Annotated in this window: 16 protein-coding genes; 14 read left to right on the forward strand and 2 right to left on the reverse strand. The window is 36.8% G+C overall.

All coding sequences use genetic code 11. The annotated features are described in order from the left end of the window. Window positions 1-248: 248 nt before the first annotated feature. The 14 genes from B0I22_RS08785 (at window position 249) to B0I22_RS08850 (ending at window position 13,848) form a co-directional block, all read left to right on the forward strand. Window positions 249-1,397, forward strand: a complete 1,149-nt coding sequence (locus B0I22_RS08785) for a beta-ketoacyl synthase N-terminal-like domain-containing protein (protein ID WP_133944288.1) — start codon at window positions 249-251, stop codon at window positions 1,395-1,397. A 7-nt stretch (window positions 1,398-1,404) separates the two neighbouring features. Next, window positions 1,405-1,947, forward strand: coding sequence for a beta-ketoacyl-[acyl-carrier-protein] synthase family protein (locus B0I22_RS08790; RefSeq protein ID WP_133944289.1), 543 nt, complete (start codon window positions 1,405-1,407; stop codon window positions 1,945-1,947). Between the two features lie 157 nt (window positions 1,948-2,104). Beyond that, complete coding sequence (locus B0I22_RS08795; RefSeq protein WP_034963026.1) at window positions 2,105-2,362, forward strand: phosphopantetheine-binding protein; 258 nt, start codon at window positions 2,105-2,107, stop codon at window positions 2,360-2,362. Between the two features lie 83 nt (window positions 2,363-2,445). Then, entirely contained in the window at window positions 2,446-3,645 is a 1,200-nt protein-coding gene (locus tag B0I22_RS08800) for a beta-ketoacyl-[acyl-carrier-protein] synthase family protein (RefSeq protein ID WP_133944290.1), read from the forward strand. Then, window positions 3,642-4,706 (forward strand): beta-ketoacyl synthase N-terminal-like domain-containing protein, encoded by a 1,065-nt coding sequence (locus tag B0I22_RS08805; protein WP_133944291.1) that lies wholly within the window; start codon window positions 3,642-3,644, stop codon window positions 4,704-4,706. The genes B0I22_RS08800 and B0I22_RS08805 overlap by 4 nt, the downstream gene beginning before the upstream one ends. Window positions 4,707-4,895: 189 nt before the next feature. Beyond that, window positions 4,896-6,278: a hypothetical protein gene (locus B0I22_RS08810; RefSeq protein WP_133944292.1), complete on the forward strand. Its 1,383-nt coding sequence runs from the start codon at window positions 4,896-4,898 to the stop codon at window positions 6,276-6,278. Next, window positions 6,278-6,604 (forward strand): nucleotide pyrophosphohydrolase, encoded by a 327-nt coding sequence (locus tag B0I22_RS08815; protein WP_034964122.1) that lies wholly within the window; start codon window positions 6,278-6,280, stop codon window positions 6,602-6,604. Before B0I22_RS08810 ends, B0I22_RS08815 begins: the two co-directional genes overlap by 1 nt. A gap of 81 nt (window positions 6,605-6,685) precedes the next feature. Beyond that, window positions 6,686-7,903 carry a 3-phosphoshikimate 1-carboxyvinyltransferase gene (locus tag B0I22_RS08820; RefSeq protein WP_133944293.1) on the forward strand — a complete coding sequence of 406 codons (1,218 nt, stop codon included), beginning with the start codon at window positions 6,686-6,688 and terminating at the stop codon, window positions 7,901-7,903. A 10-nt stretch (window positions 7,904-7,913) separates the two neighbouring features. After that, complete coding sequence (locus B0I22_RS08825) at window positions 7,914-8,408, forward strand: hypothetical protein (RefSeq protein ID WP_133944294.1); 495 nt, start codon at window positions 7,914-7,916, stop codon at window positions 8,406-8,408. Window positions 8,409-8,419: 11 nt separating this feature from the next. Continuing rightward, on the forward strand, window positions 8,420-9,091 hold the full coding sequence (locus tag B0I22_RS08830) for a hypothetical protein (RefSeq protein ID WP_133944295.1): 672 nt from the start codon (window positions 8,420-8,422) through the stop codon (window positions 9,089-9,091). Further along, the gene (locus B0I22_RS08835; protein ID WP_133944296.1) at window positions 9,092-9,886 is read left to right on the forward strand and encodes an SDR family oxidoreductase; all 795 of its coding nucleotides are present in this window, start codon (window positions 9,092-9,094) and stop codon (window positions 9,884-9,886) included. It begins immediately after the preceding gene. 144 nt (window positions 9,887-10,030) lie between these two features. After that, window positions 10,031-11,593 carry a BamA/TamA family outer membrane protein gene (locus B0I22_RS08840; protein WP_246022176.1) on the forward strand — a complete coding sequence of 521 codons (1,563 nt, stop codon included), beginning with the start codon at window positions 10,031-10,033 and terminating at the stop codon, window positions 11,591-11,593. A 258-nt stretch (window positions 11,594-11,851) separates the two neighbouring features. Continuing rightward, a complete protein-coding gene (gene guaB, locus B0I22_RS08845; protein ID WP_133944298.1) occupies window positions 11,852-13,312 on the forward strand; it encodes an IMP dehydrogenase in 1,461 nt (486 codons plus the stop codon). A 188-nt stretch (window positions 13,313-13,500) separates the two neighbouring features. After that, window positions 13,501-13,848 carry a hypothetical protein gene (locus B0I22_RS08850; protein ID WP_133944299.1) on the forward strand — a complete coding sequence of 116 codons (348 nt, stop codon included), beginning with the start codon at window positions 13,501-13,503 and terminating at the stop codon, window positions 13,846-13,848. Window positions 13,849-13,885: 37 nt separating this feature from the next. Here B0I22_RS08850 and B0I22_RS08855 read toward each other — a convergent pair whose 3' ends face one another. After that, window positions 13,886-14,947, reverse strand: a complete 1,062-nt coding sequence (locus B0I22_RS08855) for a DUF4407 domain-containing protein (RefSeq protein WP_246022177.1) — start codon at window positions 14,945-14,947, stop codon at window positions 13,886-13,888. A 370-nt stretch (window positions 14,948-15,317) separates the two neighbouring features. Continuing rightward, on the reverse strand, window positions 15,318-18,527 hold the full coding sequence (locus B0I22_RS08860; protein ID WP_133944301.1) for a M1 family aminopeptidase: 3,210 nt from the start codon (window positions 18,525-18,527) through the stop codon (window positions 15,318-15,320). Between the last annotated feature and the right edge of the window lie 10 nt (window positions 18,528-18,537).

An 18,537-nucleotide genomic window follows, 5' to 3' on the forward strand; every position in this document is an offset into this window, starting at 1 on the left:
GATGAAAACAGACAAACACAATGTTTTACAAGACAAATCTACATTTCGCTCCTCTGGAGCTCTGTTTTTGGTGGTTTCACTTTTTTCTATTAACAGTAAATCCCAATGGGATTAAATACAGCTCCGTTAGGAGCATACTGATAATAGAAAAAAAATATTCAAAAATTAAAGCTCCGTAGGAGCGACCTGTTAATTGTATTTAATCGGCAATAATGTTTTCAAAATAAGATTCAAAATTTTAGTAATTAATGAACAAAGAAATTTACATTACAGATTACAACTGCATCACACCATTGGGTTTTGATGTGGAATCAAACTGGAAAGCACTTCTGGAAGGAAAATCTGGCGTTGCTTTACATAAAGTTATTGATAATCACGAAGCTTTTTTTGTTTCTAAAATTGATTCTGAGAAATTGGAAGAAGAATTCAATAAACTCTTCGACTCCGCTCAGAGTGACAATCAAAATTTCACAAGACTTGAAAAAATGTTTTTATTAAGTCTAAAACCTTTAGTAGAAAGACATCAGATTTCAGATGAAACGGCTTTTATTCTTTCTACAACCAAAGGAAACATCAGCTTATTAAAAAACGAAAACACTTTACCGGACGGCGTTTATCTTTCAAACTTAGCTCAAAAACTGGCTGATTTTTTTGGATTTAAAACCAAACCGATTGTCGTTTCAAACGCTTGTGTTTCGGGAGTGATGGCAATTTCTGTGGCTAAAAATATGATTTTGGCAGGACAATATAAAGATGCTTTTGTGGTCGCCGGAGATGAGATTTCTGAATTTGTAATTTCAGGTTTCAATTCTTTCCAGGCGATTGGAAGCGAACCTTGCAAACCTTACGACAAAAATCGTAACGGCATTAATCTGGGTGAAGCAACGGCTGCGGCATACATCACTTCTACTCCATCAGCGAACGAAAAATTTAAGTTTAAAATTTTAGGTGACTCTGCAATCAACGATGCCAATCACATTTCCGGACCATCGAGAACCGGCGATGGATTGTTTATGAGCGTTCAAAATGCAATGAAAGAAGCGAAAGTTTCTTCAGAACAAATCGATTTTATTTCCGCTCACGGAACAGCAACGCTTTACAACGACGAAATGGAAGCCATCGCTTTCAACCGAATGGATTTGCAAAATGTTCCGCTGAACAGTATGAAAGGTTATTACGGACATTGCCTTGGAGCTTCAGGGCTTTTGGAAAGCATTATTTCTATGGAATCTACTTTGAACAGTACTTTAATTCCGTCTAAAAACTTTGAAGAAATGGGTGTTTCGAAAGATTTGAATATTATTAAGAAAAATCAATCCGCAGAAGTCAAATATATTTTGAAAACAGCTTCTGGTTTTGGAGGGTGTAATGCGGCGATTGTTTTGGAGAAATGTTAAAATTTAAATGATGAAGAAAACATACACTTGCACCATAGAAAATTCAAAAATAATTCTCAACGAACAAATTATTTTTGAAACTAAAACCGAAAATTTCTCGGACTTCGCAAAGGAAGCTTATAAAATTTTAGAACTGAATTATCCAAAATTTCATAAGATGGATAATCTCAGCAAACTCGCATTTCTCGCTTCCGAAATGATTTTGAAAAACGATGACCACAGCAAAACTGCATTGGTTTTTGCCAACAAATCCTCAAGCCTCGACACCGATTTTAAATATCAGGAGAGTATCAATTCTCAGGAAAATTATTTCCCGAGCCCCGCTGTTTTTGTCTACACTTTACCCAACATTTGCGTCGGCGAAATCAGTATAAAACATAAAATGCAAACCGAGAATGCGTTTTTCGTTTTGAATGAATTTGATGAGGAATTTTTAAACGCATACGCGGCACAGATTCTGCAGTCAGGAAAAGCTGAAAAAGTCTTGTGTGGCTGGGTCGAACTATATCAGGAAAGTTATAAAGCTTTTGTATATTTGCTGACATTATAAATTTGATAATTTGAAAATGTGCTAATTTTAAAATGCATAATATTCATCATAAGTACAGCAATTAATCAACAGACTAATTTTTATTGAAAATCTAATATATGTTGTATTGCAAAACATTTTCAAATTATCTAATTAACATATTTTCAAATTAATTTTTATGGAAGATTTAAAATTAGAATTAAAAAACAAAATCATCGAAGTTCTTAATCTTGAGGACGTTGCAGTAGAAGAAATCAAAGATACAGACCCACTTTTCGGTGGCGGTCTTGGTTTGGATTCTATCGACGCGCTGGAGTTAATCGTACTTCTCGATAAAGACTACGGAATCAAATTATCAGACCCGAAAAAAGGAAAAGAAATCTTCCAGTCCATCGAAGTGATGGCAAAATACATCGAAGAAAACAGAACAAAATAAATTAATTTACCAATATAACAATGTAACAGTCTAGCAATAATTGGTAAACTGTTACATTGCTACATTGTTACATTTATAAAAAGATGGGTCAAAAAATTGCCATTACAGGAATGGGCATCATTTCCTCCATTGGTAACAATGTCGAGGAAAATTTTATTTCGCTGACGACCGGTAAACACGGCATTTCAGACATCGAACTGTTTGAAACACGCCACGCCGGAAGCATCAAAACAGGCGAGATAAAATTGTCTAATGAAGAACTTGTGCAGAAACTTCAGCTGAATGAAGACAACAACGTCACAAGAACCACTTTGTTGGGAATGGTTGCTGCAAAAGAAGCTGTAGAAAGTGCCGGAATTTCGGATATTAACGACTACAAAACCGGACTCATTTCCTCCACAAGCGTGGGCGGAATGGATATTACCGAAAAATATTTCTACACCTACGAAGATTTTCCTGAAAAGCAAAAATATATTGACTCGCACGATGCCGGAAATTCATCCTTGGCGATTGCAGAATTGTTGGGCCTGAAAGGAATGGTTTCTACCATCAGCACAGCCTGTTCGTCTGCTGCCAACGCGATTATGATGGGAGCAAAACTCATCAAAAACGGCGTTCTTGACCGTGTGATTGTTGGCGGAACAGATTCGCTTTCAAAGTTTACTTTGAATGGATTTAATACGTTGATGATTCTGACGGATTCTTACAACACGCCTTTCGACAACGACAGAAAAGGCCTAAACTTGGGCGAAGCTGCCGCTTACCTCGTTTTGGAATCTGACGAAATTGTGAAAAAAGAAAATAAAAAAGTCCTCGCCTATCTTTCAGGTTATGGAAATGCGAATGATGCACATCACCAGACCGCTTCTTCGGAAAACGGACAAGGTGCATTTTTGGCAATGGAAAAAGCTTTGAAAGTTTCAGGTTTAAATAAAGAAAACATCGATTACATCAACGTTCACGGTACCGCAACTCCTAATAATGATTTATCTGAAGGCATTGCAATGATTCGGATTTTTGGTGAAAATCAGGTGCCGGAATTCAGTTCTACGAAAGCATTTACGGGTCACACTTTGGCGGCGGCAGCGGGAATTGAAGCGGTTTATTCGATTTTGGCGATGCAGAACAATGTGATTTTTCCAAATTTAAATTTCAAAAATAAAATGGAAGAATTTGATTTGACGCCAGTTACCGAACTGAAAGAAAAAAATATCAACCACGTACTTTCCAATTCATTTGGATTTGGCGGAAACTGTTCAACTTTAATTTTTTCTAAACAATGAGTGCAGTTTACATCAACAGTGCCGCCTGCATCTCGGTTCAGGACACTTTAAACGAAAATTTCTCCGATATTTTAAAACCTGAAAATTCAGTTCAAATTTTAAAAGCCATTGAGCCCAATTACAAAGAATTCATTCCGCCAGCGATGAGCCGAAGAATGTCTAAAACGGTAAAAATGAGCTCTGTAGCTTCCACAAAAGCTTTACAGGAAGCAGGAATTGAAAAGCCTGACGCCATCATCGTCGGAACCGGAATGGGTTGCTCTCAGGATTCCGAAAAGTTCCTGAAAAATGTATTGGAAAATAATGAGGAGTTTTTGACGCCAACTTTTTTTATTCAATCCACTCACAACACGGTTTCCGGACAAATTGCCTTGGGATTGCAATGTCACGGCTATAATTTTACGTACGTCAACAGTTCATCTTCACTCGAATTTTCAATGCTGGATGCAAAACTTCAGATTTTGGATGGTGAAGCAGAAAATGTTTTGGTAGGTTCAACAGATGAACAAACTGAAAGAACAATGGAGCTCTATAAATTGAGCAATTCCATTAAAAAAGAAGAAAATCTGCCTGTTGATTATTTGAATTCAACAACGGAAGGTGTGATTTGGGGTGAGGGTTCGAGCTTTTTTGTTTTGGGGAAAGATAAAACAGAAAACTCTTACGCTGAACTGAAAGATATTCAAATTATAAATTCATTAGAATTAGACGAAACCACAAAATTTATTGAAAATTTTTTAGCTAAAAATAATTTAAAAAATGAAGATATCGATGCTGTTATTTTAGGTTTCAGCGGAGATTCAAAGTCGGATGTTTATTATGAGAAGGCTTCAGCATTATTTCAAAATTCGTCATTATTATATTATAAACATTTGAGTGGAGAATTCAATACAGCAAGTGGTTTTTCAACATTTATGGCTTGTCAGATTTTAAAAAATCAGCAGATTCCCGCGGTGATGAAGATTAATGAAGTTGAAAAAGAAAGTATCAAAAATATTCTTCTTTACAATCATCTTGGTGGAGTTGACCACAGTACGGTTTTGTTGGAAAATCTAATTTAAATTCTGAAAATTTCTTTTTTGCGAAGCGCGCCCCAACCTGAGTAGAGCTCTTTTTCTTTTTTGACAAAAAAAGAAAAAAGCGGGAACGGAGGGTGGATAAAGGCGCCCAAATAAAATTTATTCTGAAATATCGCCAGAGTCACAAAATAAAAATTTAAATTTTGTAGTTTTGAAGATTAAACAAGATAAATGAAAATTAAAATATTCCTTGGCATCGCATTTTGGTCACTTTTATTATTAGTGGGGTGTAATCGCGATGATATTTCGTTTGAATCGCCAACTCAACTGTTGCGATTCTCCACAGACACACTTTTTTGCGACACAGTTTACAACCAAATGCGTAGTGAAACATATGCTGTGAAGGTTTACAATAAAGAGGACAAGGATGTTTTGATTCCGAGAATTGCGTTGGAAGGCGGAAGTGGTTCGCTTTACAGAATCAATGTGGATGGAAAAGTGGGAACGAGTTTTGAAAATGTGGCGCTGAGAAGAAAAGACAGTCTTTATGTTTTTGTAGAAATTGCGCCAGTTGCCAATGCTCCAGAAGCGATTGCAGAGGACAAAGTGGTAATCAATACGCCAGCGGGTGAACAGAAAGTGACGCTTCTTTCTGTTGTTCAAGACGCGGAATATTTTATTAAGACTGATACAAATCCAAATATTATTTCTGAAAATACAACTTGGACAAAGGATAAAGTAAAAGTGATTTTCGGAGATTTGACTGTTGCTGAAGGGAAAACTTTGACAATGGAAAAAGGGACGAAAGTTTATTTCCGAAAAAACAGCGGAATGAATTTCGCAAAAAATTCAATTCTTGATGTAAAAGGAGTTTTGGGTGATGAAGTGGTTTTCCGAGGTGACAGAAGTGATACAAAATACGATACTTTGCCAGCTAATTGGAACGGAATCAAAATGGAAGAAGATACACAACTGAAAATGAACTATGCCAGACTTTTTGGTGGAAACGTTGGTCTTCAACTTAAAAAGAATACGGCAGAAATAAACAATTCCATCATTCACACTTTTCAAAATGTTGGAATCTATGGCATCCATTCAAATCTGACAATGAACAACGTGGTGATGAACAACTGCGGTGAAACTGACATTGCGATTGCCGGAAGCGGAAACTATAACCTAAACTATTGTACGATTGCCAATTATTGGGATTTAAACTCAAGTATGTCTGCGATGGGAATCTTTGCAAGCAATACTTGGGAAAATGAAGCTGGCGATTTGGAATCCGGACTTGTGAAGTTAACAGTAAATAATTCAATTGTTTATGGTGATATGCCAGATATGATTTCTTTGAGTAATAATCCGAATGGAACGCAGATTAGTTATAGTTTCAACAGCTCTTTACTGAAATTCACAACAAATTCTGGTTTAACAGTGGGAAGTTCAAACATTGCCAATGAAGACCCAAAATTCCAAAATTACTTTACTCAGAAAATGAATTTGAGAGTGAAAACGGATTCACCTGCCAAAGGAAAAGGTATTTTCAATGCTAATGTTCCTAAAGATATTGTAGGAATCAACAGAATCAATCCAATAACAATTGGCGCTTACCAATAATGGAAATCACAACACTCCAAAATCAGGTTGATGAATGGATAAAAACCATTGGCGTCCGCTATTTCAACGAATTGACGAATATGGCAATGCTGACAGAAGAAGTTGGCGAAGTTGCAAGAATTATCGCCAGAAGATACGGCGAACAATCTGAAAAGGAATCTGACAAATCCAAAGACCTTGGCGAAGAATTGGCAGATGTTCTATTCGTAACGCTTTGTCTCGCCAATCAAACCGGAACAGATTTGCAATCGGCTTTCGATAAAAAAATGAAAGTGAAAACAGACAGAGACAAGGACAGACATCAAAACAACGAGAAATTAAAATAATTTGTACACAGTATTAAAGTAGAATGTATTCACGAATTAGAATCATTAAAACTTTAATACTTTTTACATTAATACATAAGAATGATATTAAAAAAATCTGAATTAATCGATAATCAAAAAATCCAAATTACCGGTTCGAAAAGTATTTCGAACCGTCTTTTGATTTTAGGGAAACTCTTTGGGAACATTGATATGCTCAATCTTTCCAACTCTCAGGACACAACTTTGCTTAAAAAAGCTTTGGAATCCGATACTGAGCTGATCGACATCCACCACGCCGGAACGGCAATGCGTTTCTTGGCTTCGTATTATTCGATTTTTGAAGGTAGAAAAACAATTCTGACGGGTTCTGATCGAATGAAAAACCGCCCAATCAAACCTTTGGTGGATGCGCTTCAATCGCTTGGAGCCGACATTACTTATCTTGAGAAAGAAGGTTTTCCGCCGTTACAAATCATTGGAAAGAAATTGGAGAAAAATTCGGTTAAAATTTCAGCGAATGTTTCAAGCCAATTTTTGACTTCATTAATATTAATTGGAGGAAAATTAGAAAACGGCTTGACATTGGAATTGGAAGGCGAAATAACTTCTCGTCCTTATCTGGAAATGACTTTGAAAATCCTTAACGAAATCGGAATCAAATCTCATTTTGCAGAAAATAAAATTGAAATCTTAGCCCATTCCGACAACTTCCGGATTGAACATTACGAAGTGGAAAGCGACTGGTCTTCAGCTTCTTACTTCTACTCTTTGTCCGCAATTGGCAGAAAGAATATTACTTTAAAAAATTACCATACACTTTCACTTCAAGGAGACAGCGTGATTAAAGAAATCTACTGGAAATATTTCGGAATCAACACGGTTTCGGATTATGCAGAAAACTCGATTTCGCTTTTGCCAGAACCAGCTTTTGGATATCCTGAATTGATTACTTTGGATATGAATGATTGTCCAGACATTGCGCAAACGCTTTGTGTGACGGCAACAGCTTTGAAAATTCCATTCGAAATTACAGGACTTCACACTTTAAAAGTTAAGGAAACCGACCGATTGGTGGCACTTCAAAATGAATTGTTGAAAATTGGAGCAAAAACGCATATTACGGTTGAAAAAATAGAATCTTCGGAATTCATAGAACCTGAAGAAAACATTTCAATCGCGACTTACAACGACCACAGAATGGCAATGGCTTTTGCGCCTTTTGCCTTGGTTAAAGAACTTAATATCGAAAACGAAGATGTGGTAGAAAAATCTTATCCTGAGTTTTGGGAGGATTTTGACAAGGTAACTACGAATTAATTTTACATTAATGAAAAAGCATTTTCTACTTTTCTTATTTTTAATTCCTGCCACAATTTGGTCGCAATATCTTTTGCCAAATGAGGAAATTATCTACTCATTTGAAACTAAAAATGGAAAGAAAATGTCTTTGGTAAAGGATAAATCCAACAAGTACATTCAGTATCGATTTGGAACTAAAAACAAAATTGAAATGGAATTCCCAGCCAATAGAACAAAGGAAAGTTGGAAGCAATTTCATTATAATTCTTACTATCGTGGTGGCGGAATTCAAAATGCGGGAATGGAAATTGACAATCTTCAGTTTACGAATGATGGCTACAAATATTTGCTATTTCGAAGTTATCACGCAGAAGGGGAAACTTACTCTGCCGGAATTATCATTACTGACAAAAAAGGAAAAGAGACGCGCATTATTGGAAATTATAAAACCGTCAAAGGTTGTATTTGTAATTTGGAAGATACGGCAATGATTGAAATAGAGGATATTGGATTAAGTTTCTAAAATGTAACTCAATGAAAAAAATTCTTTCTTTTTTAGCCATATTTCTTTTCACATTTTCATATGCTCAGGAATTGAAAGATTTCACAATTCCAAAAGGTTACAAGAAAATCTTGGAAACAAAAGGCGACCTCGACAAAGATGGAAAAGACGAAACCGTGATGGTATTCAATACTGATAAGATTGTTAATAACATATCCAAAGGTCTTGAAAGAAAACTCTACATTCTAAAAAACTTCAATGGAAAATTAAAAATTTGGAAGGAGAATTCTAATCTAATATTTGACAGCAAAGAGGGATTTTATCCTGAAAGCAATGAACTGGAATTGACTATCAAGAATAATTGTCTTGTGATTTTTCAATCCTATTTTTCAAATTCTAGACATACGGTTACTTCAAAAAACACCTATAGATTTCAAAACGGTGATTTCTATCTGATTGGCGCCTTGGTTAAATTTGATGATACTTGCGAATTTAATTTCTCCGATGAAATCAATTTTTCAACCGGAAAAGTTATAGTTGATGAACAATACTCCGAATGTGACAGCGGATACGAACGGAAAGTTCCGAAAAACTATTATAAAGAATTCACGCACAAACTTCCCAAATTGATAAAAATGAACGAGTATAAAATGGGAAAGAATGAAATCAAAATCCCTAATTCAAAAAAATCTTTTAATTTCTAAATGTCAAAAACAATCATCATCACAGGCGCTTCATCCGGAATTGGATTTGCGCTCGCAGAATATTTCGGGAAGAAAGGAAACAAAGTTTATGGGCTTAGCAGAAAAGTCGTAAGCTCCGATTGTTTCGTTTCGATTCCGACAGACATTACTGAAAAAGACCAAATCGACAACGCCATTTCTGAAATCCTGAAAACAGAAACCAGAATCGATGTTCTCATCAACAACGCCGGAATGGGAATGGTTGGCTCGGTTGAAGATTCTACAAAAGAAGATATTACGAAATTATTCAATCTCAATCTGATTGGTTCTGTCCAGATGATGACCGCCGTTTTACCGAAAATGCGAGAGCAGAAATCAGGAAAAATCATCAATGTTTCCAGCATCGGTTCCGAAATGGGTTTGCCTTTCCGAGGTTTCTATTCCGCCTCAAAATCGGCTTTGGATAAAGTGACGGAAGCAATGCGCTACGAAGTTTATCCTTGGAATATCCACGTTTGTTCGCTTCATTTGGGCGACATTAAAACTAACATTGCGGAAAACCGTGTCAAAACAAAAGTTTCTGAACCCTATAAAAATGTCTTCGATAAAGTTTACGCTTTGATGAATTCCCACGTTGGCGACGGCACCGAACCTTTGGATGTGGCGGTTTACATTGATGGACTTTTAGGGAAATCGAAGTGGAAAGCGCACTATTATTTTGGAAAATTCGGACAAAAGATTGGCGTTCCGCTCAAATGGATTCTCCCGCAAGGCACGTACGAGAATCTGATGAAGAAATACAATAAAATGGATTGATTTTCTGTTTAACCACAAAGGCACTAAGTTTTTTCACAAAGTTCACAATGAACTAAAAATAGTGTCCTTTGTGAAATCCTTGTGAACCTTGTGGTTAAAATTAAATATTTCTTTTTCTTCATTTTTACTCTCTTCTGTGTTTTATTGAACGCGCAGAAAAAAGAATACTGGCTCATCGACAAAGAAACCAACGCAAAAAAAATAGTTTCGGACTCAGCGAAAGCAGTCAAGTTTTTGGATTCATTGACCGAGAATTCCTACTTTTTCACAGAACTGAAAGACGTCAAAAAAATAGAAAACCGCACCGAAATCTATTACGACAAAGGTCCGAATTTCAACAAAGTCAATGTCAAATTTTCAGACTCATTGGTTTCAGATTTGAAACTTCAAAAGAACGAGCTCTTCACCAAAAACCTCGATTCACTCAAGAAGAACATCAATCAAAAATATCGGAACAAAGGTTTCGCCTTCAACCGTGTGAAAACCAAATTCCAGAAAATGGAAAATGGAATTCCAACGGTCAAAATCTCAGTTGTCACCGCATCTCAAAGGAAAATAGACGCCATCGTTTACAAAGGCTACACGCGTTTACCGAAACAATTCGTTAAAGCTTTGAACAAAGAATATGTCGGCAAAAATTACGAAGACAAAAACTTGGTTTCGATGAACCAGGCTTTGCAGAATCATCAATTTGTGACTTTGGAAAAACCGCCTCAGACTTTATTTACAAAGGATTCTACACAAGTTTTTCTCTTTACGCAAAAGAAAAAAACCAACACGTTCGACGGAATGATTGGCTTCGGGAACGACAAAACCGAAAAATTCACCGTCAACGGAACCTTGAATGTCCAGCTCAAAAATATGTTCAACAGCTTCGAAAGCATCGGCGTTTACTGGCAAAGAAATCCGGACAAAGGTCAAACTTTCGATATGCAGACGGATATTCCGTACACGTTTGGAAGCAATGTCGGTCTTAATGTTAACGTCAATATCTTCCGCCAAGATTCCACTTTCGCAAATGTGAAATTTTTGCCCGCGGTTTACTATCACCTTTCGCCACGTCAAAAACTTGGTCTTAAAGGAACTTTCGAGTCGTCTGCGATTTTGGATTCGCTCTACACGGGCGGTCGCGATTACAGCAAAAAAGGGATTGGACTTTGGTATCAATATCAGGAAGGAAGCGACATTCCGCTGTTCATCAACAAAAGCAATATCCGTGTGGAAGCCGATTTCCTCAAGACCAATTACGACGACACGCAGGAAAAATTTGACCAAATCCGATATTTCCTTTTCGCCGAACACAATTTCAATCTCTCCGGAAACCACTACCTGAACGTCAAGGCCGAGTCCGCATTGCTCAGCGCCAAGAACGAACTTTCCACAAACGAACTTTTTAGGTTTGGAGGCTGGAACTCGATGCGCGGTTTCAACGAGCAGAGTCTCATCAGCGATTTCTACGCATTTGCCGGTGCAGAATATCGCTATCTCGTCAATGACCAAGCCTTTTTTGACCTCTTTGCGCAGTACGGCCAAATGTCCAACAAAGCCTTGGGAATCTCACCGAAATTGTATAGTTTAGGTCTCGGTTTCAACTTTTTTCTTCCCATCGGTTTGATGAGTTTCCAGATTTCGAACGGAAACCAATTTGGTAACCCATTCAAATTCAACGAGATAAAAATCCATTGGGGAATCCTGAGCCGTTTTTAATAAATAATTATAGATAAAAATCATTCATCATTTATAAAATTTCGGAGCTATTTCCCGCTATCCGCTATATCTTTTTTGTTTACGACCATTTGTCATCAATAGAAAACTAAAAGATAAAACAAAAAAGGATGCCGCTTCTATCGGGGCTATGGGCTTTCACATCCCATCATCATTTTTCTGAATATTAACTATTTATCAAATAAATTATGATACTTTCAAATTCCAAATAAATAGCTTAATTTTGCACAGAAAGTAAAGATGTCTATTCATAACAAAATTGTAGAGGCAGCCATCACTTTCGATGACGTTCTATTAGTCCCTTCTTATTCAGAAGTTTTACCTAATCAGGTTTCCCTAAAATCCAGACTCACAGACAAAATTTCGCTCAATGTTCCCATCGTTTCCGCAGCAATGGATACCGTGACAGAAGCAGATTTGGCCATTGCACTCGCAAGAGTTGGCGGTCTTGGATTCATTCATAAAAATATGACGATTGCGGAACAAGCCGCGCAGGTCAACAGCGTGAAACGTTCCGAAAACGGAATGATTGCCGACCCGGTCACACTTTCCAAAGACCACACACTTGCCGAAGCGAAAGCATTGATGGCCGAATACAAAATCTCCGGTCTTCCTGTGGTTGATAAAAACAATTATCTCATCGGAATTATCACCAACAGAGATGTGAAATATCAAGAAAACCTCGAAGTGAAAGTGGAGGAAATAATGACGAAAGACAACCTCATCACATCCGACAAAACCACGAATCTGGAAACGGCGAAAGAAATTTTGCTGAAAAACAGAATCGAGAAACTTCCAATCGTTGACAAGAAAAACAAATTAGTTGGCTTGATTACGATTAAAGATATCGACAATCAATTAGAATATCCGAATGCCAACAAAGATCAAAACGGAAGATTAATCGTTGGAGCCGGCGTTGGCGTTGGTGAAGACACGATTGAAAGAATTACAGCCTTGGTAAAAGCAGGTGTTGATATCGTCGCCATCGATTCTGCTCACGGACATTCCAAAGGTGTTTTGGATAAGATTTCAGAAATCAGAAAAACATTCCCAGATTTGGACATTGTTGGAGGAAACATTGTAACGGCTGAAGCGGCGAAAGACTTGATAAAAGCTGGCGCAAATGTTCTGAAAGTGGGTGTTGGCCCAGGTTCTATCTGTACAACCAGAGTTGTTGCCGGAGTCGGCGTTCCTCAACTTTCCGCCATCTACAACGTTTACGAATTTGCAAAAAAGAAAAACGTTGCAGTAATCGCTGATGGTGGAATCAAACTTTCAGGCGATATTGTGAAAGCAATTGCAAGTGGAGCCGGCGCAGTAATGTTAGGTTCACTTCTTGCTGGAACTGACGAAGCTCCAGGAGAAGAAATCATTTTCCAAGGCAGAAAATTCAAATCTTACCAAGGAATGGGAAGTCTATCCGCAATGAAACGTGGCGGAAAAGAAAGATACTTCCAAAGTGAAGCTAAGAAATTTGTTCCCGAAGGCATTGAAGGTCGCGTTCCTCACAAAGGAAAATTGGAAGATGTTATTTTCCAATTGACTGGAGGACTTCGTGCCGGAATGGGCTATTGTGGTGCCAAAGACATTGAAGCTTTACAAAAAGATTCGAAATTGGTAATGATTACTGGAAGTGGTTTGAAAGAATCTCACCCACACGATGTCATAATTACCCAAGAAGCTCCGAATTATTCTTTCTAATAATTCTTAAATCAAATAAAAAAAGACCCCAACTTGATTTCTCATTTTGGGGTCTTTTTTTATTTGACCACTAATTTATGAGGGTAATTTAAAAAAAACTAAAAAAATTAAGATAAATGCATTAAAAATCAAAACTTTGGTGTTGTGTTTGCTAAGAATTTAATAGTTTTGCAAAAGCAAATATCGCAATGAAAAAGTCCACATTCTTCTCCTTTTTATTTCTGTCATTTATCGTATTCGGTACGCTTTCTTTTACTGCAAACAAAAAAGTGATAGCCGTAGTTTTCAATAAGGAAATGACAAAAAGGGACTTGCTGAGCTTGCAGAAAAACCTCAAAGAAAAGAACATCATTTTGGTTTTCAATCAAATGAAATTTACAAAGAACAGATTGAGTTACATTGATTTCAGCATCGATTTTGGGGATGGATTTTCCGGAACCTCGAAATCCGAAATCACAAAATCAAAAGAAATAGGATTTGTACGAGATTATAACGAAAACGCCGAACAGCCTTTTGTTGTCGGTGATTTAAAATAAAAAAATTGAGCTTCCAAATCCGGAAGCTCAAATTTTTTTATCCATTGTTCAAATCTTGTTTTCTCTTTTTTCTTTTTTCCAAATCGTCATCAAAATCATCGATTCTGTAATTGGTCAAAGAATTTCCTTTCGTGATTTTTTCCTTAGAATATAATCGGAAATCATTCTCAGTTTTTTCCAAGAGATAATCATACGGACCAACGTGTGAAATCAATTTGATTAAAACCGGTGAGATTTCCAAACAGATGAACAATCCCATAATGAAACTCGCCGCCAAGGCAATGATGGCTGAATTTTTCCCCAACTCATCCAAGGCTTGCAAACGCGCTGCAAATCCATTGAATTTGTCTTCCACAGTTTCCGTAGATTTTCTTTCGGTTTCCAAATTGGTATAGACTTTCGAAACTTCCTTGTCCAAATATTCCAATCGCGACTGTTGTTGTTTTTGGTAATTTTCGAGGTCAAGGCGTTTTTGTTCTTTCAATTCCGCTTTTCGTTTGGCGTTGGTTCCGAAGCCGACTTTTCCGCTCGTCAAGCCAGATTCTTTTCCGAGAATTTCTTTTTCTAATTCCACAGAAGCCGAATCATAGGCCATTTGGTAAGTTTTGATTTGATTCTGAATTTGTTTTTTTTCCGTATCAAAAGGCCCGGATTGTTGCAAAATCCTTCCGGTCATTTCCGCCTGAAGTTGTTTTTTATTTCTTTGAATAATCGTGTTCAATTGTTTGTTGACCTCCTTTTCAAAGATTTTCAACTCCAATGGTTTTGAAATAATGATTCCCAAAAATGTCGCCAAAATCAACCTTGGAATCGTCATCAAAACCTGATTCCACCACGTTCCCGTTTTCTTGATGGAAGAAACGATGTATCTGTCCAAATTGAAAATCATCAATCCCCAAAGTAGCCCGAATCCAACGGCTGTCCAAACATTATCAAAAACCGTGAACATCGCATAACCTGCGGAAAGTGTCGCGAAAACTGCCGTGAATAGTACGATTCCGCCAATTCCAGCAAACTTGTTCCATTCGCTTGGCGATTTCTTCAAAAGGTGAATGTTGGCGCCGGAGCAAATCATCAGGAAGTGCTGAAACCAATTCATTTTATTAGTGTTAGATGTATTTTTCATATTAATGATTATCACAATATGTAAGTCAAAACGTTAAATTGTTACAAATAGTATTAGGTAAAACCAAATAGCTAATTATGTACCAAATTTATTTTTACTATTTCTCATTAAAAAACTCAAAACCACAAAAGTCACAAAAGAGAAATCGAGTAAAAACTAATTCTCAAAGAGCAAAAAAGCTAATCTTATCAAGAATGTTTTTTTCCTTTTTTGGACTTTAGATAAGCATAAAAAATATAGTGGCTTTTGTGCCTTTTGTGGTTTTCGAAACAAATTTGTTTAAATAACAAAGTCTGCCTTTAACAAAAGCAGACTCTATCAATTATAATTATTTGAATCGAAATTAATCTCCTGTATTCACAGTCACTTTCACGCCTGCGCCACCAGTTTTTTCATCCGCATCCAGATTAACTTTGTCTGGTTTTGATTTGAAATCGTGAACATTATTTTTCATATTTCGGTCAATTAGTTTTGCGTACGGGTCGATTCCTGCTTGCAATGGTTCTTCATTGACCAATAAAATAAAGGTTTTCTCAGGCTTATCCATCTTCACTTTTTTGAAAATCAATTCTTTGCCTTCAGGAAATTTCTTAGATTTTTGTCCGAAAACGCCTACGTCAACATAATCATTAACCGGAATTTTCTTCGATTTTCCTTTGCCATCCACACGGTATTTTGCGCTTCCAACTGTCAGTTTTACCTCATATTGCTTTCCGACTTTTTTGTATGATAAATCCTTCACATAGTTTTCATTAAGCGTAATTGTCTCAAACATATCTTTGATAAGGTATTGCAAACTGTCAGGCGTTTCTTTTTTCAGAAGATTTACAAACTCAATAGAATTGGTGTAAGGTGGTTCCTGAAACTTGGTTTGTTCCAGATATTTCTTCAAAATCGAATTCAGTTTTGCTTCTCCCAAATAATCTTTCAGCGCGTACATCACAACGCTTCCTTTGTTGTAATGGATGTAATTTTGATTTTCGATTAACATCAAAGGCATTTCGTTTTTCGTTTCTCTGGTTCTGCCTTGAAGATATTTATCAAGCTCGTAACTCAAGAATTTTTTCATTGCCGGAGCGCCGTACTCGTGTTCCATCACCATCAAAGCATAATATTGGGAGAATGTTTCCGACATCATCGCACTTCCTTGGACATTGCCGCCAGCAACTTGATGCCCCCACCATTGATGCGCGACTTCGTGAGCTGTCACATAGAATGGAAGGTCGATTTTTTCGGGCTTATCAGGTTCAACTTTTGTCAGGAAACCAATTTCTTCAGAATATGGAATCGTGTTCGGGAACGATTGTGCGAATGAAGCATAACGTGGAAACTCAATGATTCGGACTTGCTTGTGCTGATAAGGTCCAAAGTTTTTGGTGTAATAATTCAAACTATTTTGGATGGACGAAATCATCCTGTCCAGATTATATTCGTGACCTTTTTGATAATAAATTTCGATGTTGATGTTATTCCATTTTGCTTTTTTAACTTGATAATCGCCCGAAAGAAACGCATAGAAATTGAGAATTGGCGAATCCATTTTGTAAGTAAAATATCTTCTGCCATTTGCTTTCCATTCTTTTTGCAAATAGCCAGGTGCGATTGCAATCTGATTATTATCCGTCGAAATCTGAGTTTGAAAACGAATCCAGTCGGAATCATTTGAAATGAAATTGTTCATTCTTGCTTTCGTGTCATTCACTTTTGCCAATCTTGGTTTTGGTTTCAGACCATATTTTTTTCGGGCAGAATTTTCCGAAAGTTCCGCATTTCCGTCGTAACCTAAGCCTGGCAAGTTATTTGAGTTAAAGAATGAGCCATTTCCAACCACGTCCGTTTCCGTCTCAGAATTTGCGAAACCTTTTGGCTCAAATGTATATTGAAAATTGAGCGCAATAGAATCGCCTGGTTGAAGCGGTTGAGTTAGCTTTACAAGTTTCAAACCTACTTTTTCATCATTGAAAATATCTTTTCCGGAACGTCCCAATTGCATTTTTTTGTAAGTATAATGTCCATCCAGATTATTCGGATATTTAAGGATGATGCTGTCAATCGGCTTTTGATGTTTGTTTTTGATGTAATAAATGCCGTCTACGCTCCAGCTTGATTTCTCAGGAAAAATGTCAATTTTCAAATCCGAAGAAACAATTCTTGGCTGGTCGATTTTTTCCAGATATTTATATTTTTTCTCGTAATCGACACGCATTTTTTCCATTTCAACTTGTGTATACGATTTGTTAAGAATATGCGTGTTGTAATAAATGTAGCCACCAAGTCCAACAGTCGAGAACAAGAATAGAAACAGTAAAAATCTATGTTTTAATTTGAATGACGTTTTCGATAAAAGATATTTTTTGGACAATCCCTTTTCCTTGCCTCTCGGGAAAACCAAAAGCGCAATGAACAACAAGAATAACATCATCAAAATCCAATATGATTTCACTATGAAATAGCTGTAAAGCACTTGCCCAAAACCATTCAAAGCTGAATAAGGAAGTTGCGGACCATTGGAATTGAAGCTGTACAAAATCCCATTCATTTCCAAATAATTGTACAACATCGGAAGGAATACGACAGGGAAAATCGCCAAGAAAAATCCAAAATATTTGTTGTTGACAATCAATTGAATAAACAAACTGAAACCTATCAAAACCAAATAATAAGGCAGATTGTAAAGGTTAAATTTCAAATACGTCAATGGTTCGATGTCATAAAATCCTTTGTAAAACTGAATCCCGATGCAAATTAAATTAGAAAAAATCTGCATTAGGATGACCATCCAGACCATTCCCAAAAATTTGGAAAACATCAGGTTGAAATTGGAAACCGTGCTCACGCCAATCAACTCGTCGATTTTATTTTCACGCTCTCGCCAAACGATGTTTCCTGAGAAAAAGACAATCAGCAAAAGCAAGAAAAATGACAAGCCTTCTTCCGCCAATTCTGCCATCAGAAAGGTGACAGGAATGGATTCTGCGTCGTACATCGATTTCATATAATTGGAAATTACAATCAGCAAAACGCCAAAAATGAAAGCAATTATTCCAAAAAATGGCGTGTAAACAATTCTTTTGACCTCAAAAAAAGAAAGATAGAATAGCTCTTTAAGTTTCGCTATCCAACCAAAATCCTTTTGAACATTCAGGATTTCCTGTAATGATTTTTCGGAATTGGTGTAAGTTTCTACCAAAGCCGTCTTCTTCTTTTTGAAGAGTGAAAAAGGCTGTAGAAATTGGTTGAAATCAAATTTGAAATATGTAATCCCAACACACAACAGCGAAATTCCCAACCAAACCAAACGGTTCCACAGCAAAATGCCCGAAAGCGGAACTATGTTTTCATTTTGTTCGTAAGGCGTCCAATATTCTGTGATTTGTTTCAAAGCAAAATTCCCGAACGGGTCTAGAAGTGAGGCCAAATCTTTGTTCTCGATGTCGGAAAGAATGCTGTCGCTCAAAATCGATAACAAAAGCAAAATCACACAGAAAAGGTATGAAGCCAAAGTGCTTCTGGTCAACGTCGTCAACGCGAAAAATATCGAACCTATAATCAATGTATTAGCG

This window comes from Epilithonimonas xixisoli, assembly GCF_004365655.1.
GTDB classification, from domain to species: Bacteria; Bacteroidota; Bacteroidia; order Flavobacteriales; family Weeksellaceae; genus Epilithonimonas; species Epilithonimonas xixisoli.